The following is an 18,298-nucleotide window of genomic DNA, read 5'->3' on the forward strand; positions in this document are numbered from 1 at the left end:
GAATGGGATTACCATTGATAACCGACGCCGACGGAGACACCGACCTCGCCCTGGGAATCCGCGCTGCCCTGCAGCTTGGTTACCCACTTGCCGTTGTCGGAGATCCGCGATACGCCCACCGCCAGCGACGATTGACCGCGGTAATTGCCGAACCCCACCGCTGCCATGCTGGCACCAGGACTGTAGGGTTGCGGCAGGCTGGCCATGGCCATGGCGCCGGCGATGCCCGCACTGAGCTGATCATCCAACTCGTTGAGGTCATGGCGCAGGCCATTGACCTGGGCATCGGTGTAGGCGTTGGCACTGTTGGTGATGTCCGCCACGCTCTTGTTCAGTTGGCCGAGGTTCACCGCATCGGTTTCGACAGTACCGGCCGCGACGTTGGTGATCTGCCGCTCAGCACCTGCACTGCCCACCGAGACGCTGTTTTCACGATCAGCCACCGAGTTGGCGCCAATGGCCACCGAGTTGCGGCTTCTGGCCTTGGCATTGGAGCCAATGGCGGTGCTGTTGTCAGCGACCGCTTCGGCACCGGCGCCGCCAGCGGTGGAGTGTGCGCCGGTGACCTTGGGCTTAGGCAGACGGCTGGTGTTGTTCACCTGGAACATGCCATCCGTGCCGTTCTGGATGTTGGTGACATCGCCCTCGACCTTGCTCACGCGGTTATCGACGTTGACCACGGTGTTGTTGATGGCCTTCACCGAGTTGTCGGTGTAGGCCTTCGACTCCGCGACGGCGCCGTCGAGCTGACGCAGGTTCACGGCGTCGGTGGCTTCCTTGCCGTCAGCCACATTACTGATGGTGCGGGTCTCGCCAGTTGCCGCGTTGCCTACCGACACAGTGCCGACGCTGGCATTTGCCGCGTTGGAGTACTTGCCGGTGTAGGTCTCGGCACCACGCCCGTTGTCGCTGGCACCCTGCCCCAGGGCCATGCTGCCATCGGCCAAAGCTTTGGCACCGTCCCCCATGGCCATGGAGCCTTTACCGCTGGCCTGAGCGTTCGGGCCAATCGCCACCGAGTCCAGACCGCTGGCTACCGAGTCGGCCTTGGTGGAGTTGGCGTGGAAGTACTTGATGCCGCCGCCATTATTGATGTTGGTGATGCTGCCTTCGATGTTGGTCACGCGACCGTCGATGTTGGTGACACGCTCGTTGGTCTCGTTGAGCTGCGACATGTTCACCGCGTCGCTGTCGGCCTCGCCGCGAGCGACGTTGGTGATCTTGGTGCCGCCCGTCGTGGTCACGCTGTTATAGGTAGGACCTCCCAGGGTGATGCGGTTGTGGGTGCTGTTGTCATACATCACTGCGTCTGCGACGGAGCCACTGGTAATGGCTTTCAGCTGTGCGACGTTGACCGCATCGGTATCGTCCGCTCCCGCCGACAGGCCGGTGATGCGGCGATTGCCAATGTTCACCTCGCCGGTGGCGGTGCCGCCCACCAGGTAGGCCTGGTTGCCCAGGGTGCTGCCATCCGCGACGGAACCAGCGCCCAGGGCGACGCTGCCGTCATGGCTGGATACCGCGCCCATGCCGATGGCCACCGAGTCCACGCCCAAAGCGACCGAGTCAGTGCCGGTGGAGTTGGCGTGGAAGTATTTGGTACCGGTCTCGTAGACGTTGGTCACGCGGCCGTCGAGATTGGTCACATCACCCTGCAGGGTGGTGACGTCGCCTTCGACGTTGGTCACACGGCCATCGAGGTTGGTGATGTTGGTGGTATTGGCGTCCACTTGCTGGTTGGTCGCATACAGCTGCGAGCCGTTGACCGCATCGACGGAGGTCGCGTTGACCGCACCGGCTGCCACGTTGGTCAGCACCTGCGCGCTGCCCGGGTTGCTGGCATCGCCGCCGGAAGCGATCAGCGACAGCTGATCCGTACCCGTGCGCTGTACCGGACCGATGGTGCCATTGTCGATATTGGTAGTGAGGTTATTGATGTTGGTGGTGAGGTTGGTGACGCTGGTGTTGGTCTCGTTGAGCTGAGACATGTTCACTGCGTCGCTGTCAGCCACGCCATTGGCCACGTTGGTGATGGTAGTGCCGCCAGTGTGGGTGCTGTTGTCGTAGGTGGCGCCACCCAGGGTGATGCTGTTGTGGGTGCTGTTGTCGTACATCACCGCGTCAGCCACCGAGGCAGAAGTAACAGCCTTGAGCTGTGCGACGTTGACCGCATCGGTATCGTCCGCACCGGCCGACAGGCCGGTGATACGGCGGTCGCCAATGTTTACCTCGCCAGTGGCGGTGCCGCCCACCAGGTAGGCCTGGTTGCCCAGGGTGCTGCCATCCGCGACGGAACCAGCGCCCAGGGCGACGCTGCCGTCATGGCTGGATACCGCGCCCATGCCGATGGCCACCGAGTCCACGCCCAAAGCGACCGAGTCAGTGCCGGTGGAGTTGGCGTGGAAGTATTTGGTACCGGTCTCGTAGACGTTGGTCACGCGGCCGTCGAGATTGGTCACATCACCCTGCAGGGTGGTGACGTCGCCTTCGACGTTGGTCACACGGCCATCGAGGTTGGTGATGTTGGTGGTATTGGCGTCCACTTGCTGGTTGGTCGCATACAGCTGCGAGCCGTTGACCGCATCGACGGAGGTCGCGTTGACCGCACCGGCTGCCACGTTGGTCAGCACCTGCGCGCTGCCCGGGTTGCTGGCATCGCCGCCGGAAGCGATCAGCGACAGCTGATCCGTACCCGTGCGCTGTACCGGACCGATGGTGCCATTGTCGATATTGGTAGTGAGGTTATTGATGTTGGTGGTGAGGTTGGTGACGCTGGTGTTGGTCTCGTTGAGCTGAGACATGTTCACTGCGTCGCTGTCAGCCACGCCATTGGCCACGTTGGTGATGGTAGTGCCGCCAGTGTGGGTGCTGTTGTCGTAGGTGGCGCCACCCAGGGTGATGCTGTTATGGGTGCTGTTGTCGTACATCACCGCATCGGCGACCGAAGCGGAAGCCGCAGCCTTGAGTTGTGCGACGTTGACCGCATCGGAATCCTCCGCGCCGGCCGACAGGCCTGTGATGCGGCGGTCGCCGATGTTCACTTCGGCTGTAGCGGTACCGCCCACCAGATAAGCCTGGTTGCCCAGGGTGCTGCCGTCCGCGATGGACTCGGAGCCCAGGGCGACGCTGCGATCGTGGTAGGCCATCGCGCCCATGCCGATTGCCACCGAGTCCCAGCCCAAGGCCATGGAATCTTGGCCCCAGGAGTTGGCGTGGAAGTACCTGGTGCCGAACTGATCGATTTTCCAGACCTGGTTGCTCAGGTTTTCGATCGCCACATTCGTGCCGAACAGCTGCGAGCCGTTGATGGCGTCGGTGCTATCAGGGTCGATGCGGCCGGCCGCCACGTTGGTAATGGTCCGCTCGTTACCCACGCTACCCACGCTGACGGTGCCGGTCGGGTTGGCGCCGGCGAAGGTGTAGTAGCCCACACCGCCGATCACCGCACCGCTGGTGCCCACGGCAGCATCGGTCACTGAGCCGGCGCCGAGAGCAACGCTATTGTCGTTTCTGGCCAAGGTATCGGCGCCCAGCGCCAGCGACCTGTCACCAGTAGCCTGCGCTCCAGCACCTACTGCCGTCGCTCCCACCTTGTTGGCCAGGGAGCTGTTGCCCACGGCAGTGGCCCAGCCCTGGCCATCCACCGTCAAGGCCACGGCATTCTGGCCAGTAGCGGTGGAGTAACCGTCGGCGCGGCTACCCGAGCCGAAAGCGGCGGAGAAGCCACCGAGGGCTTGGGCGTCCTGGCCAGCAGCGGTGGAGAAACCATCAGCACGGCTGCCCGAGCCGAAAGCGGCGGAGAAGCCACCGAGGGCCTGGGCGTCCTGACCAGTAGCGGTGGAGGAGCCGGCGGCGCGGCTGCCCGAGCCGAAAGCGGCGGAGAAGTCAGCGAAGGCTTGTGCGTTCTGGCCGAAGGCGCTACTCGACGTTCCTGCAGCAAGACTGTCGCTGCCCAGGGCCAAGGAATGAATTGCGCTCGCCTGGGCATTACTGCCGATGGCCACGGAGAACTGTCCGCTGGCCTTGGCATCAACCCCTATTGCCGTGCTTTTTTCTGCAGAGGCCTCCGAACGGGTGCCGACGGCGGTGGCGTCCATCCAGGTTGCGCGGGCATCCACTCCCACAGCCACGGCGTTCTGTCCGGTAGCAGAGGCATCGGCCCCAACCGCCGTCGCGCCGTATGCGCTTGCTATCGCATTCTCACCGACCGCCACACTCCTCGTGCCTGTGGCCGCCGCACCCGATCCAATTGCAGTGTTTGAAGCGCTCGCACCATCACTCGCGGCAGTACCGCCATTTTGCAAGGAATCAGGATCAACCATATAGGCTTCCGCCTCCCCGCCTATCACCGCCAGCAGTACAGCCGTGGCGACACCTGCCACACGGGCTGCACGGCTGGCACCCTTGCGGAAGGACTTGGCAATTTCGCTTGCTACCACCCAGGCATTGAGAGTGGTGTTCCAGACCAGTCGATATACCTTATTCATGGCGATATAACTCCTTCCCGACCCGAGAGAGTCGGATTTCAGTAGGGAAAAGGGATGAAGAAATTCAGCGAGATGCGGCGGGCAGCCTGGCGAGTGCCTGCTTCAGGAGCGGCCTCTCGATCGAAGCGCCCGGATGCGACAGTTCCTGCTGGTAGAGGCGTATCGCGGCGGGATAGTCCCGGCGAACGTATTGCTGATAACCGCCCGCGAAGAACGCAGCCTCGGCATACGCATCACGCCGTTGAAGAGGGTCGACAAGGCCCATGCTGTCGATGGCGGAGAACACCGCCTCCACACTGCCCTTGCCGGCATAGAGTTCTGCGAGGGCACGCTGTTGGGGGGTGGCAGCTTTGACCTGGACTGCGGCCTTGGCGAGCTTCGCGCCCAGTGCCGCGGCCTGACCCTTTTGGGTCCGCGCAGTCAGCCACAGTTGCCAGAGCTGGGAATAACCGGCGGTGTATGCGTCCTGGCTGGTAGCAAGTTGCGCGAAGGCCTTTCGGGCCTGCGTGAATCGGCCAAGGGAGACGAGATTCACTGCCGAGGGCACTGCAGCCGCCGTGGCCAGAGGCCCCATTTGCACCTGGTCATAGCCAGCGCGAGCCTTGCCATGCTCGCCGAACGCATCGTCCAGCATCGCCCGCTCGAAGACGACCGAGGGGTCCTCGGGATTGACATCGGCCGCCTGCCGCAGCATCGCCCGTGCCTCGTTACCCTTGTTCTCGATGAGCAGTTGGTGAGCCTGTTGCGACAGACTGGCAGCGGACGTTGCTGCGTAAGCAACGCCACACACCGGCAGGCAAGCCATCAGCAACACAAAAGTGGCCTTGCGCAGCTGAGGGACAACAGACAGAGACTCAGTAGACTGGACGACTTTCATGACCGCAAACACCAATGTGTTGAACATGTGTGTAGCGTATGTACGAGCCGTCCTAGTCTGTATCGGAATCAGAGTCGCGAGATGTAGGAATTGTCTTGCGCTTATTCGCTATGAACGTGCCTGGCGAATTCTTATTTCGATTTATTCCTCGTACCGGGTGAATCCGCCCCATTACCTGCTCGGTTTCACGGCGCGCACGCCCCTTCTCGAACTAGGCAGCGAGTGATCCATTGAGCAGGCACAAATGAGCCCAGGCAGAGAAATCCACTGGGTATCCACCATGGATGAGCAAACGGCCTGGATAGGAACACAACACCAGAACCCTGGTTGAAACACCGAGCATGGCGGTCACTGGAGAGTAGGAAGCCTGGAAGCGAGGCGTATCTGTTTGGACGTGCGAGACTAAAGGACCTAGATATGCGCACAGCACCAGATCCTTGAAAGAAACACCGAATACTACTGTCACATGAGAGCGAAATAGGCTTCTCAATATAAGAAAATTATCGCTCAAGCCGTAGCGGAATGGTCTTATTCAATAATTGGAAACTGCTGACGGCTTCAACCAATCCAATGCGCGCAGGTTCCAGGCTACTTCACTGCCGGCAACATCAGGTTCGTAGAGACACACGTTCCTTCCCCGGGACTACTGATCAACTCAATATTGCCGTTCATTCGTTCCACCAGACGCTTGCAGATGGCCAAACCAATGCCACTGCCACCACGACGAATACCCAGGTCGTCCAGCCGCTGACTGAATGCTTCGAACATGCGCCCCTGGTCCTCTTCCGGAACGCCAATCCCGGTATCACGCACCATCAGCGCAACCTTGATAAGGCCCTGGCCAAGTCCGATACAGCGGAGCTCCACCGAAACTCCACCCCGGTCCGTGAACCTCAATGCATTGCTGAGCAGAGCCTGGGTTATACGGGTAAACGCATGGGGGTCAAGCCAGACACTTGTCTGCAGGCTGCCGGCCATGTCGAGCTGCAGACTGAGCCCTCGCGCCTGAGCAGATGCCTGGAATTCATCAACGATCTTTCGGGTTAACTCCGTGATGTCCAGTGGCTCTGGCCTCAGGACGTGCTTGCCCGCCTCCAGGCGCAGATAACTCCGGAAGTCTCCGAGCAGCTCCTGCATTACCTGCGTCGCGGAATGCGCGATGGCAATTGCCTCGGCTTGCTTCGCCGGCTCCAACGCCCCGCTGGCAAGATCGAGCATGGCGGCAATATTGTTGAGCGGAGCAGCCATTTCATCGGTCACCCATTCCATGAAACGCTCCTTGGCTTGCATTATCGCCTCTAGTCTTGCGCTGCTATCCCTCAGGTCGAGCAGCACATCGTCCCGGTCAGTAATGTCCACGTTGCCGCAAATCAGACCAAGCAGATTGCCTGCACTATCCCTGTATGGCTTACCCCAGTGCCGAAGCACCCGATTTTTACCCTGGATTTTCAGCACGACGTCCGCGGAGTAAGGCTGCCCCTTTAGCGTCTCGGCCACCAGTCGTTCATGGATAAAACGGGCATGCTCCTCCGGCCACTCCTGAGTTTCATACATCCGCCGGCCGACGACATCTTCGAGCTTGAGCCCATGCTGCTCCAGATAGCGGTTGTTGCAGGTGATCAGGCGCCCCTCGACATCACGCACGCACAGTGCGTGCGGAAGCGCATCGATCATTTCATGCATCAGATCAAGCTCCCGCTGGCGCGCTTCGTCCAGCAATGGCGACCTCGGGGCTTCGTCGCTGAATGCGGTTGTTTCCACCAACCCATAGCGCCTCGCGATATCGAACAGCTCCAGCATCGAACCCGCCCGCAGCTTGTGCATGACCCGTGTCTTGTAGGTGCTGATGGTCTTCTCACTCAGCAGCAGGCGCTCCCCGATGACGTTGTTAGTCATCCCCTTGGCGAGCATCTGCAATACCGTCAACTCGCGTGCCGACAACGCCTTCAACGGGTTGTCCTCAATTTTAGTGGCCTGTACATGAGACACCGCGAGGACGGTATCGCGCGGAAAATAGGTGTGCCCGTTCAGCAGAGCCTTTACCGCCATGCCAACCTGTTGCAAGTCAGTCTGCTTGCTGATAAAGCCGAAAGCTCCGGCTTCGTGACTGCGGGCGGCAAAATACTCGGTACTTTGCTCGGTAACTACCAAGACTCGCACTTCAGGGGCTTGCCTTGTCAAACGCTGAATGACTTCTAGACCTCCCAGTCCGGGAATCGAGAGCTCTAGCAGGAGCAGATTCGGCCGAAGCCGTCGTGCGATTTCCAATGTCTCAGTACCGTTGCTCGCTTCAGCGACGATAATGTGTCCTTCCGATTCGAGTAGCAGCCGTAATGCATGCCTGGCAATCGGATGCTCGTCTACGATCATGACCGTGCTCATCGGCTTCCCTCCGACATATCCCTGGCCGTAAGACTAGAATATTTGCCTGGGATCCTCGCGTGTCTGCTCTCGCATCGCTAGCTACCTTGATGCAAATTGCCGCTTTTGTTTTAAGCACCGCGGTGCTGCCAAGCGCCGCACATCGACTATCTGCAATTGGGCCAGCCTGAGCAGGCGTCCGCTGTGGAAGGAAACAAGTAATCAACACCCCAACATGGTGGCGGTAACAGACATTGAGCGAAGTCCACTAACGGCCAGGAGCGGTCAGTCTGACCTCTAAATAATCCTATCCTCTTTTCCCCCGAGGCGATTAGCTCGGCAACCGATATTGGCCTCCGGAATGTGGCACTTGATACCAGATGCCGGAAAAGCGGCGCTGAGTGCACTACTGGGCTGAAGATGCAGAACAGCATCCTGCGGCCGTTGGACAACCACTCAATAGCGATGGCCGCAGATGGTCGAATTTCGGCGCCTCTGGCTCCATCGCGAAAAGAGGCAGCAAAGGGAGCGGGGGCTGCCGTGGTCAGCAAGCGCCAGCCGTATGCCGGCCCGGTGGCATGCCGAATAGGCGGCGGTATTCGCGATTGAACTGCGACACGCTTTCATAGCCTACGGTGAATGCCGCGGTACTGGACGAGGCCCCCTCCCCGATCATCAGGCGACGCGCCTCGATCAACCGTAGCTGCTTCTGAAACTGCAGCGGCGTAAGCGACGTGTGCTTGCGGAAATGATGATGGAATGAGGATGTGCTCATGCCGGCTACGGAGGCCAGATGTTCCACCGGCAAGGGGCGATTGAACTCGCTACGCAGCACCGTCACTGCCCGCGCGATACGCTGCGCATGGCCGTCCGGCCAGCCCAGACGACTGATTGCCGAACCATGCCGCCCAGCAAGCAACCAGTAGTGCAGCTCGCGCATCAACGAGGCATGCAGCACCGTCGCTGAAGCCGGGCGATCCAGCAAGCGCATCAGCCGCAGCGCCGCTTCAACGACCTCAGTGTCCGTCGGTTCGATCTTTATCGGTGCCGCCTCAGGGCTCGGAGCGGACTTCATTTCCTCCATTAACTCGGTGAGCAAGGCGGGATTCAGATCGATCACCAGCGAGATGTACGGAACCTCGGGACTCGCCTGAACAATCTGACTGACCGTCGGTACATCGGCGGTGATCAGCAGGGAATCGCCCGCGCTGAAGGTAAAGGTCTGAGTTCCCATCATCACCTGCTTGCGGCCTTGCAGGACGAGACAGGCGAGAGGCCGGGTAATGGCGTAATCCAGCCCACTGGGTTCATGCGTACGGATGATGGTCAAGCCGGAAATTGGGGTTTGGGCAAGGCCATTGGGGCCGACATGTCTATCCAGATACTCGCGAACGACCTTCAGCAGGGCTGCGCTCATCGGTGCTTCCTCAGGCTGAACTTGGGCACGTAGCTCACCATTGGAGAAATAGGCAAAAAGCTTCGAGGTTCCGGTAAGGACGGGATTACCGCGTAGATCACAGAATGAAATCCCCTTCACGAAGCAGAGGATTTTTACCATGACCAAGATCGCTATCGTAACCGGTTCCAGCCGTGGCCTCGGCCGTAACACCGCCCTGAGTATCGCGCGTCAGGGTAGCGATGTGGTTGTCACCTATCACCGTCAGGCCGACGCCGCACTGGCCGTGGTAGCCGAAGTCGAAGCGCTGGGGCGTAAGGCTGTCGCGCTGCAATTGGACGCCGGCAACGTCACCACCTTCCCTGCCTTCATGCAGCGCCTGCACCAGGCGTTGCGCGAGACCTGGCAGCGTGAAAACTTCGATCATCTGGTCAACAACGCCGGCCACGGGGACATGGCCTCGATTGCCGAAACCTCCGAAGCGCAATTCGATGCTTTGGTGAACGTGCATTTCAAAGGGGTGTTCTTCCTCACCCAGGCATTGCTGCCGTTGTTGGCCGATGGAGGTCGTATCGTCAACATCTCTTCGGGGCTGACGCGCGTCTCCTATCCCGGCTTCTCCGCCTACTCGGCGGTCAAGGGCGCGGTGGAGGTACTAAGCCTGTACATGGCCAAGGAACTGGGCAGCCGGGGTATTGCGGTCAACACTGTGGCACCGGGAGCAATCGAGACTGATTTTCTGGGCGGTGCAGTGCGCGATATGCCGGATCTGAACAAGGTGTTCGCGGACATGACGGCGCTCGGCCGCGTTGGCGTGCCAGACGATATCGGCCCGATGATCGCCAGCCTGCTCGGCGAGCAGAATCGTTGGATTAATGCCCAGCGTATCGAGGTCTCCGGCGGCCAGGCGATCTGAGCTGCCAGGCGCGCACATACTAGCGCGAAGCCCTTGGCAGGGTGCCCGAGTGGCACCCTGCTGCTGAGCGCAAGACGCGAGCAGAGCATGGAGCCGCTCGGCACTGCGGTTGAACCATCGCCTACTGCCAGAGAGATAAGGGGACAGCCTCATTTAGGCTGCTTTTGGCCGATTTCTGCCGGTTCCCACCGGCAGCTTCGGGTCGGTTACTGGTCGTGGACTTTGGCTGATCCACCCTTGTCCTCCCCTAAACGCGAAGGACCAGCCATGAACACCAATGCCACGTACAGCCATCAACCTTGGAGCAAGGGAAGCTGGTCGGGCAGAAAACCCCACTTCGACTCAGGATTGGGCTTCTCTTCGGAGGGCGCTCGCTATCTTTTCATATCTAGCGATATAGGCTTTCTCGTCAAGAGACATAGCCGGGCACTATCCCATGGCACCGCGATGTCGCCCGCTGCGGGCATCGTGCCGTGGCTACTACCGCACAATGCTCCTCGCGCAGGCCGACTAAACCAACACTTGGCGGGTGCTCGCAATCAGCTCATGCACCTGGCGTTCAACATGCGCCTCCGTCGGCGTTTCCGGTCCACGACCGCGCGGGCATGGCAAGCTCGGGGTGGTCCCGAATAGGCGGCAGATTAATGGGCGCTGCTCATAGGCTTCGCAGCCTTGCGTACCGAGATGCACGCAGTTCCATTGCGCCAGAGCTGCGTCATGCTCGGCGTTGCTTTTTACGGGGAGTCGTGACATTTCCTCGGACGACGCGGTCACCGGCCCGCAGCAATCGTGGCACCCGGGCACGCAGGAGAACGCCGGAATCTGCCGACGCAACTGGTCGATCTTTCGACTGGTCGTACAGCTCACGTGATTGGCCAACCTGTGCCAGTGCTCGCCCTCCGCGGATAGCTATGAGGCGCCTCGATCCGCTCCTTGAGCTTGGTTGCAAAATCCTTGGCGCAACGCTCATTGCGAAACTGCACCCGGCGGACACCAAAGCGGACCGTCCATAACTCTTCACTCTGACTGGTCAGATGCTCGACTTTCACTGACATGACGGTGCCTCTGTATCTGCCTGCGGTTTAAAAATGGATCTCTGCGCTCTTGATCCCTAGGTCGCGAAGTTCGTGAATCAAGTCGTCCAGATGTGCAAACGACTCGACCTCCTCGTTGTCATCGACCAGAAAAAAACTTCGACCGGCGTTCTTCTTGAAGAACACGATCCACTCTTTGGTGTTGGTCGGGTTCACGATCACATGGGTGTCAAAGAATACGCCTTCGGCGTGCCGGGCCTTCACATCAGTTCGCTTCATTCAAGTCACCACGCTACGTTCGCGCTCGCACATTTCTACTCAACGACCCGGCTGGCTGCACTGAATCGCCCTAGGCTGGTCTTCCCGCTGGTTCCACGGCGTCTGGGCATTTAATATTATCACTGCATGATAATGCTATGCACATAGTCCGATTAAGGGTCCAGTCATGATTGCCTTACGCGAAGCGTGGAAGGCCGGGTTGTTCGGGCGGGAACACTGGGTGCGCAACTTGGTGTCCGGCGTGGTCGTCGGCGTCGTGGCGCTACCCCTGGCCATGGCGTTCGCCATCGCCTCCGGAGTCAAGCCCGAGCAGGGCATTTACACCGCGATCATTGGCGGATTGCTGGTTTCCCTGCTGGGCGGCAGCCGTCTGCAGATTGCCGGACCGACCGGTGCCTTCATCGTGATACTCGCGGGTGTCACCGCCCAATACGGCGTGGATGGCCTGCAGCTCGCCACCTTGATGGCTGGCGCCATCCTGCTGCTCCTCGGCGTCACCCGTCTCGGCGCAATCATCAAATTCATCCCCGATCCGGTGATCGTCGGCTTCACCGCCGGGATCGGGGTAATCATCTGGGTCGGGCAGTGGCAGGACTTTTTCGGCCTGCCCAAGGTCGGTGGTGGACACTTCCACGAGAAGCTCTGGCACCTGCTGCAGGCGCTGCCGGGCCTGCATGTCGCCACCACCCTGCTCGCGGCGGCCAGTCTCGCCCTGGTCATCGCGGCACCCAGGCTTCCCGGTCTGACGCGCGTACCCGGGCCGCTGGCGGCGATGGTGTTCGCCACGGCAGTCCAGTCGCTGTTCCACTTCGAGGGGGTCGCCACCATCGGCAGTGCCTTCGGCGGCATTCCCCAGGGGCTGCCCGACCTGGATTGGCCGGAGATCACCCTGTCGCGGATGATCGAGCTGATCGGTCCGGCTTTCGCCATCGCCATGCTAGGCGCCATCGAGTCGTTGCTGTCCGCCGTAGTCGCCGATGGCATGGCCGGCACCAAGCACGACTCCAATCAGGAACTGATCGGCCAGGGCATCGCCAATCTGGCCGTCCCACTGTTCGGTGGGTTCGCCGCCACCGGCGCCATCGCCCGTACTGCCACCAATATCCGCAACGGCGCCACCGGGCCGCTGGCCGGCGTGACCCATGCCCTGACCCTGGTGCTGATCCTTCTGTTCCTGGCGCCGCTGGCCTCGAACATTCCGCTCTGCGCCCTGGCCGCGATCCTGTTCGTCGTCGCCTACAACATGAGTGAGCTGAAACACTTCCAGCGCATGGTGCAGCGCGCGCCGCGGGCCGACGTGGCCATCCTGCTGATTACCTTCGGCCTGACCGTGTTCAGCGATCTGGTGATCGCGGTGAACATCGGCGTCATTCTGGCCATGCTGCAGTTCATGCGCCGCATGGCCTCGTCGGTCGAAGTGCAACAGGTCGTCGAGGAGGAGTTGGCCAGTGAACTGCGCGCCAATGGCCAGCTCCGGCTACCACCGGGGGTGCTGGTGTATACGATCGAAGGGCCGCTGTTCTTTGGTGCGGCGGAAACCTTCGAACAGGTCCTGGCGCAGACTCACACCGATCCGAGCCTATTGGTGATTCGCCTGAAGCGGGTGCCGTTCATGGACATCACCGGCCTGCAGACGCTGGAGGAAGTCATTCAGCAGCTGCACAAGCGGCAGATCGTAGTGAAGCTCTGCGAAGCGAACCGCAAGGTGCTCAGCAAGCTCGACAAAGCGGGGATCCTGCAGACCCTGGGACCGGCGCATTACCACGCCGAATTCGCCGCCGCGCTGGCGACGGATGAGGTGCCAGAAGCACCTCCCCCGCCCTAGAGCGGGCCCGTGGCCCGCTGACGGTCAAGGCTCACCGGGCGTCAAGATTTGGCGTTGGCCGCCAACGTGCTCTTGGTCGCATAGGTGACGCCATGCTGGTCCAGGTAATCCCGGATCAGTTGTCGCACCACCTGCGACGGCGTCAGGTCTTGCGCGGCGCACAGTTCTTCGAACGCTTTCTTCTTGTGCGGATCGATGAGAACAGTGAGGCGGGCGGTCTTGCTTTCCATAGAGTATCGGCTCATTCCAGGCGTCAGATGTTAATCAAATTATAATTAACGGGTCCGGGACTGTCACCGCAGGCGCCATTGGGGGGGCAAGGCGGATCGGGCCCTGTCCTGGAACCCGATCCCTGGTCGGTCACAGTGGGTAATGGGCAGGGTAAGGCCGCCGCGCGACTCCGGAGGCCACTGCCGCCTGGGCAACCACCCCAGCCACCGCGCCAAGCAGTCGAGCGTCCAGCGGCTTCGGCAGGATGTAGTCCGACCCGAACGCCAAGCGATCGATGTTGAACGCGCGCAACACGTCCCCCGACATCGGTTCCTTGGCCAACTGACGCAGAGCTTCCACGGCGGCGACTTTCACCGCCTCGTTGAACTGCGAAGCGCGAATATCCAAGGCGCCGCGGAAGATGAACGGCCGGTCGCCAGGATCAGATCGTCGCGAGTCGCCTTTTCCAGTTCAGGCTTGATCTCCGGATCGGGGTTCGAGCAGACGAACACGATCGGCTTGGGTGCCATGGCCTGCAGCGCCTCCGACGTCAGTAGGTTGGCCCCGGACAGCCCGACGAACACATCGGCGTCCTGCATGGCGTCCATTTGCCCTGGATCTCCAAGGCATTCAGCATTCCCGCGGCGGTCACGATTGCAGTGCCATGCTGTCGTCATGGAACACCGGGATGTCGTATTGCTCGATCAGCACCTGCTCGATCTCGAAGCATTCGGGTGCCTTGATGTCTTCCAGGTTGATCCCGCCGAAGGTGCCGGCGATCCGCTCCACGGTATCGATACAGCTGAAGTTAGCAGCCCATGTCCCGCCAAAGCATGGGCAAGAAAGCCACAGCTGGCGCAGCGCGAATGACAAGGAGCCTATTTGGGAGACGAGCGCCCTACCCCCCCTGGAGACAGAGGGTAACGGCGCCCTGAATCTGTTACAAAACATCTGCAACAGCGCAGGCCATTTGGGGTGCAACGGCCTCGTCAATCGAGAAACAGCGGGAGGTGCTGTAGCGACGCTGCGCGAAGGCGTCCAAAGGGCGCAACACTTAGCGAAACGACCCGCACTGTTGAACCAGATGTTATGCCATCGATGCTCATGAGTATCCTGAGCCCCTGATTCGCCAACCCCCTATCCGGCTTCCACGTTTGCAAACGGGCTATGCTCATTTGTTCATGGAGGCCCTTGGCGATGAAGCTGATTCAGTGCCGCCTGTCTGCAGGCAATCGAATGCCACTGCTTGTGCAGGATGCAGCATCTTCCAGACGTGCCGCCTACTAAGGTTGCCCCCCTCCCCTTGCTTTGCCTTCACTGTGGCTGAGTTCCCGGTCCCAAGCCGGAGATTCAATTACCACTGTTGTGGGTTACTGCGCATTGAGGCAGCCAACGTGCCAGGCGAATGTGGCCCTTAACCCGCCCCTGACGCTTGAAGCACTGCGCAGCAAAGTGGCTGTTTGCTGGCTCGCTTCACGTTGGGTGCGATAGACGCCCTCCTCGCCCAGATGATCAGCCTGAGGCCAAAAAAGCGCGCACCCATTTCACGGTCGGAAGTGCCGCGGCGTTTGGGGCTTACGAGTTTGGCCAACTGCTCCGCCAGTGCGGCGGCATTGACGCGTTCTGACGCGGTGAAGGAGTTTGGTCGTACCACTCGCTGCTTCGACACGTTTGCCGGCAGCCGTTGCAACAAGATCCACCCTTCACTACCGACCCTATTACTCGGACAGACGTCGGCCAAGATGCGAATACCACACTTGCGCGCTAACACCATCCAGGGCTCCGTGCACGACTCGGGCAAAACTTGATCAAGCGCAAAAATCTTGGGAGGCGAGAAGATAACTTAGTCGCTAAGGGTTGTACGAAAAGCCGGCGAACCAAAAGTCGAGCGCCACTGAAACAGCATCGACGATGCAAGTATTTTTGTACGGAACCTGATGCCGGGTTTCCAGCAAACACTGGAGGGACCGAGATCATGAAAAGCCTGGTGGCAGTCTACATTCAGCTCGCCCGGATTTCCGGACATGAAGCGATCATCTACCATCGCTTGGGATTGAACGATACTGATGCCAGGAAGCGAGTGGGCTTCTATCTGGCCTGTGCCCGGAAATACCGGGGGTAGTTGCAGGAGTTTGAATGCGCCTCCGTGCCAAAGGAGAGTGTCGTGCTTATTGCAGCTTGATACCTGCCGCCTGAATATCAAGTTGCTGCGCTCGGGTGAATCTTTCCCCTTCTGTTTGAACCTTTCGGTCAATAGCAGCGGTCGCAAGTTCCAACACCGGTACCCGTTTTCTTTGTTCAAGTATGGGCCGGCATTGTTCGATTTTCGGTGTCCGGGAATCACCTACGCTCAAATCAGGCGATCGAGTCTCGCAGCACGAGGTTTCCACTGTGGCCGCCCACCGCATCCTCACCCTCACTCTGAATCCCGCGCTGGACGTGAGCACCTCTGTACCGCACCTGTACCCCCATGAAAAGCTACGGTGCGCTCCACCGGTTTACACGCCAGGGGGTGGCGGGATCAATGTGGCGCGGACGATTCGGCGGCTCGGCGGTGAGGCGCTAGCGCTGTTTCCGGTCGGGGGTACCACTGGCGCACACCTTCTCGAACTACTGGAAGCCGAGGGTATTCCTTGCCAGGCGGTGCCGGTGGCTGGCTGGACCCGTGAATGCATCAACCTCACCAACCAGGCCGACGACCAGCAATACCGATTCGTCCTTCCCGGCAACCCGCTCTCTTCCCAAGAGCAGGCAGCACTACTGTCGACCCTGGAAACGCTGCCCCCAGCGGAATTCCTGGTCATTAGCGGCAGCCTGCCCGAGGAATTGGCGACGGATTTCCTGCCGCGCCTGCTGAAAAGTGCACAGCAGCGCGGTAGCCGCTGTGTGGTGGACAGCACGGGCAATGCGCTACGCCAGATGCTGGATTGCGGCGGCCTGCTGCTGATCAAGCCCAACCTGGATGAACTCGCTGCCATGGCAGGGGAGCCCATCGCAGGACCTGAACATCTGACCCAGGTAGCCTGGGACCTGGTGGCAGCGAAACGCACGGAAGCGGTGCTGGTATCGCTTGGCGCGCAGGGTGCGTTGCTGGTGACCGCCGAAGTCTGCGAACGCATTCCGGCGCCGACCGTACCACGTCGCAGCACGGTCGGCGCCGGGGATAGCCTGCTCGCGGGGATGGTACTCAAACGTGCGTCAGGAGCATGCTGGCAGGAGGCGGCGCGCTACGGCGTGGCGGCTGGCACCGCAGCAATCATGGCAGAAGGCAGCAGGCTGTCCCGGCGTGAGGATACGGAGCGACTTTACAGCTGGCTGACCGGCAATCCCTCCCCCACGGAACCGACCTAGTCGTATGCAGGACTTGCCGGTAGCTTCTCCTATTGCGCAGCAACAGATGCTGCCTTGAAAGTCGTCATTATGTCTTTCGCCGCTTCTGCGCTAGTTCAACTCTACTCGGTCGCGGTGCTCTGGCACCGAAACCGACCATCCCAGCTCCACGCTGATTCGCCTGCGCAGCACATCCGCCGCCATAGGTTCGCCGTGCACCACATAGGTGTGTTTGGGGGGAACCTTGAAACCTCGTAGCCATTGCAGGATCTCGTCCGCATCAGCGTGAGCGGAAAGATTTTCGACTTGCACGACTTCGGCCCGGATCGGCACTTCCTGGCCATGCATACGCACGGTTTCGGCGCCATTGACTATCAACGACCCGCGCGTGCCACCAGCCTGGAAGCCCGAGAACAACAGGGTATTGCGCGGATTCGGCGCCAGGGACTTGAGGTGGTACAGCACGCGCCCACCTGTCGCCATCCCGCTTGCAGCAATGATGACCGCGGGCTTGCGGAACTCATCCAACTGCTTCGATTCCTCGACCGATCGGACAATGTGGGCCACCTTGCAGGTCCCCTCGCACTCGGCTTCCGTCAACCGGTGCTCCTGGCGAAACCGGTGGTACAGGACTGTGGCATCGGTTGCCATGGGACTGTTGAGGAAGATTGGCAAGTCGGGAATGAGCTTCTGCTCTTTGAGGCGATAGAGGTGGTACATCAATAACTGTGCACGCCCCACGGCAAAGGACGGTACCAGCGTGATGCCCTGACGCATCGCCGTCCGGTTGATCACTTCTGCCAACTGCGTTTCCACTGACTCAGGGGCATGCCGGCGATCTCCATAGGTTGACTCCACCAGTAGGTAGTCAGCCCTCTCAATGGTTTCAGGCGCCTGCATCACCGGGTCGTGCATCCGTCCCAAATCCCCGGAACAAACCAATTTGACTCCCGCCACGTCCAGCTCCACCGTCGCCGCACCAAGGATGTGTCCGGCCGTGCGCAGGTTAAGACGGATCCCGGGCAGGATATCTTGCGGATTGTGCAAGTCGATCGGATGGAACAGTTTCAGGGCACGCTCCGCGTCCGCTTCGGTGTATAGCGGTTTGGCCGGATGGTGCTTGGAATAGGCATGCCGGTTGGCATACTCGGCCTCTTCCTCCTGGAGCCGACCACTGTCCAGCAAGAGAATCCGTGCCAGCTCGCAGGTCGCCGGCGTTGCATAGACCGGCCCCCGATAACCATCCCGCACCAGTACCGGCAGGTATCCACTGTGGTCGAGGTGGGCATGGGTCAAGACGATGGCATCCAGGTTTTCGACCGGTAGCGGAAAGTGCTCCCAATTGCGCAATCGCAATTGCTTGTAGCCCTGGAATAGTCCGCAGTCGATCAGTACGCGTCTGTCCCCGTGTTCGACCAAATACTTGCTGCCAGTGACTGTGCCGGCTGCACCAAGGAAAGTCAGTCGCATTGTGTTCTCCTGTCGATCCCGGACGCAGAAGCGGACTGGTCCTGATCAGGTGGTATAGCTGAACACCGGATTACTGCGTCCACACGAATGAGAATTCCCGATCGAAGGCGGAG

Annotated in this window: 12 protein-coding genes and 2 pseudogenes; 4 read left to right on the forward strand and 10 right to left on the reverse strand. The window is 60.5% G+C overall.

The features are described from left to right. Positions 1 to 8 precede the first annotated feature (8 nt). The 5 genes and pseudogenes from FXN65_RS13885 to FXN65_RS13900 form a co-directional block, all read right to left on the reverse strand. Positions 9 to 4,130, reverse strand: a complete 4,122-nt coding sequence (locus FXN65_RS13885) for a YadA-like family protein (protein WP_244620738.1) — start codon at positions 4,128 to 4,130, stop codon at positions 9 to 11. 18 nt (positions 4,131 to 4,148) lie between these two features. Further along, positions 4,149 to 4,487 (reverse strand): annotated as a pseudogene (locus FXN65_RS28550) (ESPR domain-containing protein); the annotation flags it as partial. Positions 4,488 to 4,551: 64 nt separating this feature from the next. Then, positions 4,552 to 5,364 carry a hypothetical protein gene (locus FXN65_RS13890; protein WP_151133754.1) on the reverse strand — a complete coding sequence of 271 codons (813 nt, stop codon included), beginning with the start codon at positions 5,362 to 5,364 and terminating at the stop codon, positions 4,552 to 4,554. A gap of 588 nt (positions 5,365 to 5,952) precedes the next feature. Beyond that, a complete protein-coding gene (locus FXN65_RS13895) occupies positions 5,953 to 7,746 on the reverse strand; it encodes a response regulator (RefSeq protein ID WP_151133755.1) in 1,794 nt (597 codons plus the stop codon). A gap of 523 nt (positions 7,747 to 8,269) precedes the next feature. After that, a complete protein-coding gene (locus FXN65_RS13900; protein ID WP_151138804.1) occupies positions 8,270 to 9,142 on the reverse strand; it encodes an AraC family transcriptional regulator in 873 nt (290 codons plus the stop codon). Between the two features lie 139 nt (positions 9,143 to 9,281). On the opposite strand from FXN65_RS13900, the gene FXN65_RS13905 reads away from it, so the two are divergent. Further along, the gene (locus FXN65_RS13905; protein ID WP_151133756.1) at positions 9,282 to 10,037 is read left to right on the forward strand and encodes an SDR family NAD(P)-dependent oxidoreductase; all 756 of its coding nucleotides are present in this window, start codon (positions 9,282 to 9,284) and stop codon (positions 10,035 to 10,037) included. A gap of 510 nt (positions 10,038 to 10,547) precedes the next feature. On the opposite strand, the gene FXN65_RS13910 is transcribed toward FXN65_RS13905, so the two are convergent. Both FXN65_RS13910 and FXN65_RS13915 read right to left on the reverse strand, forming a co-directional pair. Continuing rightward, entirely contained in the window at positions 10,548 to 10,904 is a 357-nt protein-coding gene (locus FXN65_RS13910) for a YkgJ family cysteine cluster protein (RefSeq protein ID WP_151133757.1), read from the reverse strand. 215 nt (positions 10,905 to 11,119) lie between these two features. After that, entirely contained in the window at positions 11,120 to 11,350 is a 231-nt protein-coding gene (locus FXN65_RS13915) for a hypothetical protein (protein WP_069084309.1), read from the reverse strand. 166 nt (positions 11,351 to 11,516) lie between these two features. Between FXN65_RS13915 and FXN65_RS13920 the strand changes: the two genes are divergently transcribed. Then, a complete protein-coding gene (locus FXN65_RS13920; RefSeq protein WP_151133758.1) occupies positions 11,517 to 13,175 on the forward strand; it encodes a SulP family inorganic anion transporter in 1,659 nt (552 codons plus the stop codon). Positions 13,176 to 13,216: 41 nt separating this feature from the next. Here FXN65_RS13920 and FXN65_RS13925 read toward each other — a convergent pair whose 3' ends face one another. Together FXN65_RS13925 and FXN65_RS13930 are read right to left on the reverse strand one after the other, a co-directional pair. Then, complete coding sequence (locus FXN65_RS13925) at positions 13,217 to 13,405, reverse strand: ribbon-helix-helix protein, CopG family (protein ID WP_044872443.1); 189 nt, start codon at positions 13,403 to 13,405, stop codon at positions 13,217 to 13,219. Positions 13,406 to 13,535: 130 nt separating this feature from the next. Beyond that, positions 13,536 to 14,183, reverse strand: a pseudogene (locus FXN65_RS13930) (malate dehydrogenase); the annotation flags it as partial. A 1,177-nt stretch (positions 14,184 to 15,360) separates the two neighbouring features. On the opposite strand from FXN65_RS13930, the gene FXN65_RS27895 reads away from it, so the two are divergent. Continuing rightward, on the forward strand, positions 15,361 to 15,507 hold the full coding sequence (locus FXN65_RS27895) for a hypothetical protein (RefSeq protein ID WP_178119330.1): 147 nt from the start codon (positions 15,361 to 15,363) through the stop codon (positions 15,505 to 15,507). Positions 15,508 to 15,776: 269 nt separating this feature from the next. Continuing rightward, a complete protein-coding gene (locus tag FXN65_RS13940; RefSeq protein WP_151133760.1) occupies positions 15,777 to 16,736 on the forward strand; it encodes a 1-phosphofructokinase family hexose kinase in 960 nt (319 codons plus the stop codon). 90 nt (positions 16,737 to 16,826) lie between these two features. Here the strand turns inward: FXN65_RS13940 and FXN65_RS13945 are convergent, their stop codons facing one another. Next, entirely contained in the window at positions 16,827 to 18,185 is a 1,359-nt protein-coding gene (locus FXN65_RS13945) for an MBL fold metallo-hydrolase RNA specificity domain-containing protein (RefSeq protein WP_151133761.1), read from the reverse strand. Positions 18,186 to 18,298: the final 113 nt, after the last annotated feature.

This window comes from Pseudomonas lalkuanensis, from assembly GCF_008807375.1.
Lineage (GTDB): Bacteria > Pseudomonadota > Gammaproteobacteria > Pseudomonadales > Pseudomonadaceae > Metapseudomonas > Metapseudomonas lalkuanensis.

Excerpts from the sequence above, each read along its gene's own strand:
- FXN65_RS13905 (WP_151133756.1), top strand. The coding sequence starts at position 9,282 with ATGACCAAGATCGCTATCGTAACCGGTTCCAGCCGTGGCCTCGGCCGT.
- FXN65_RS13895 (WP_151133755.1), bottom strand. The coding sequence starts at position 7,746 with ATGAGCACGGTCATGATCGTAGACGAGCATCCGATTGCCAGGCATGCA.
- FXN65_RS13920 (WP_151133758.1), top strand. The coding sequence starts at position 11,517 with ATGATTGCCTTACGCGAAGCGTGGAAGGCCGGGTTGTTCGGGCGGGAA.
- FXN65_RS13915 (WP_069084309.1), bottom strand. The coding sequence starts at position 11,350 with ATGAAGCGAACTGATGTGAAGGCCCGGCACGCCGAAGGCGTATTCTTT.
- FXN65_RS27895 (WP_178119330.1), top strand. The coding sequence starts at position 15,361 with ATGAAAAGCCTGGTGGCAGTCTACATTCAGCTCGCCCGGATTTCCGGA.
- FXN65_RS13890 (WP_151133754.1), bottom strand. The coding sequence starts at position 5,364 with ATGAAAGTCGTCCAGTCTACTGAGTCTCTGTCTGTTGTCCCTCAGCTG.
- FXN65_RS13945 (WP_151133761.1), bottom strand. The coding sequence starts at position 18,185 with ATGCGACTGACTTTCCTTGGTGCAGCCGGCACAGTCACTGGCAGCAAG.
- FXN65_RS13900 (WP_151138804.1), bottom strand. The coding sequence starts at position 9,142 with ATGAGCGCAGCCCTGCTGAAGGTCGTTCGCGAGTATCTGGATAGACAT.
- FXN65_RS13925 (WP_044872443.1), bottom strand. The coding sequence starts at position 13,405 with ATGGAAAGCAAGACCGCCCGCCTCACTGTTCTCATCGATCCGCACAAG.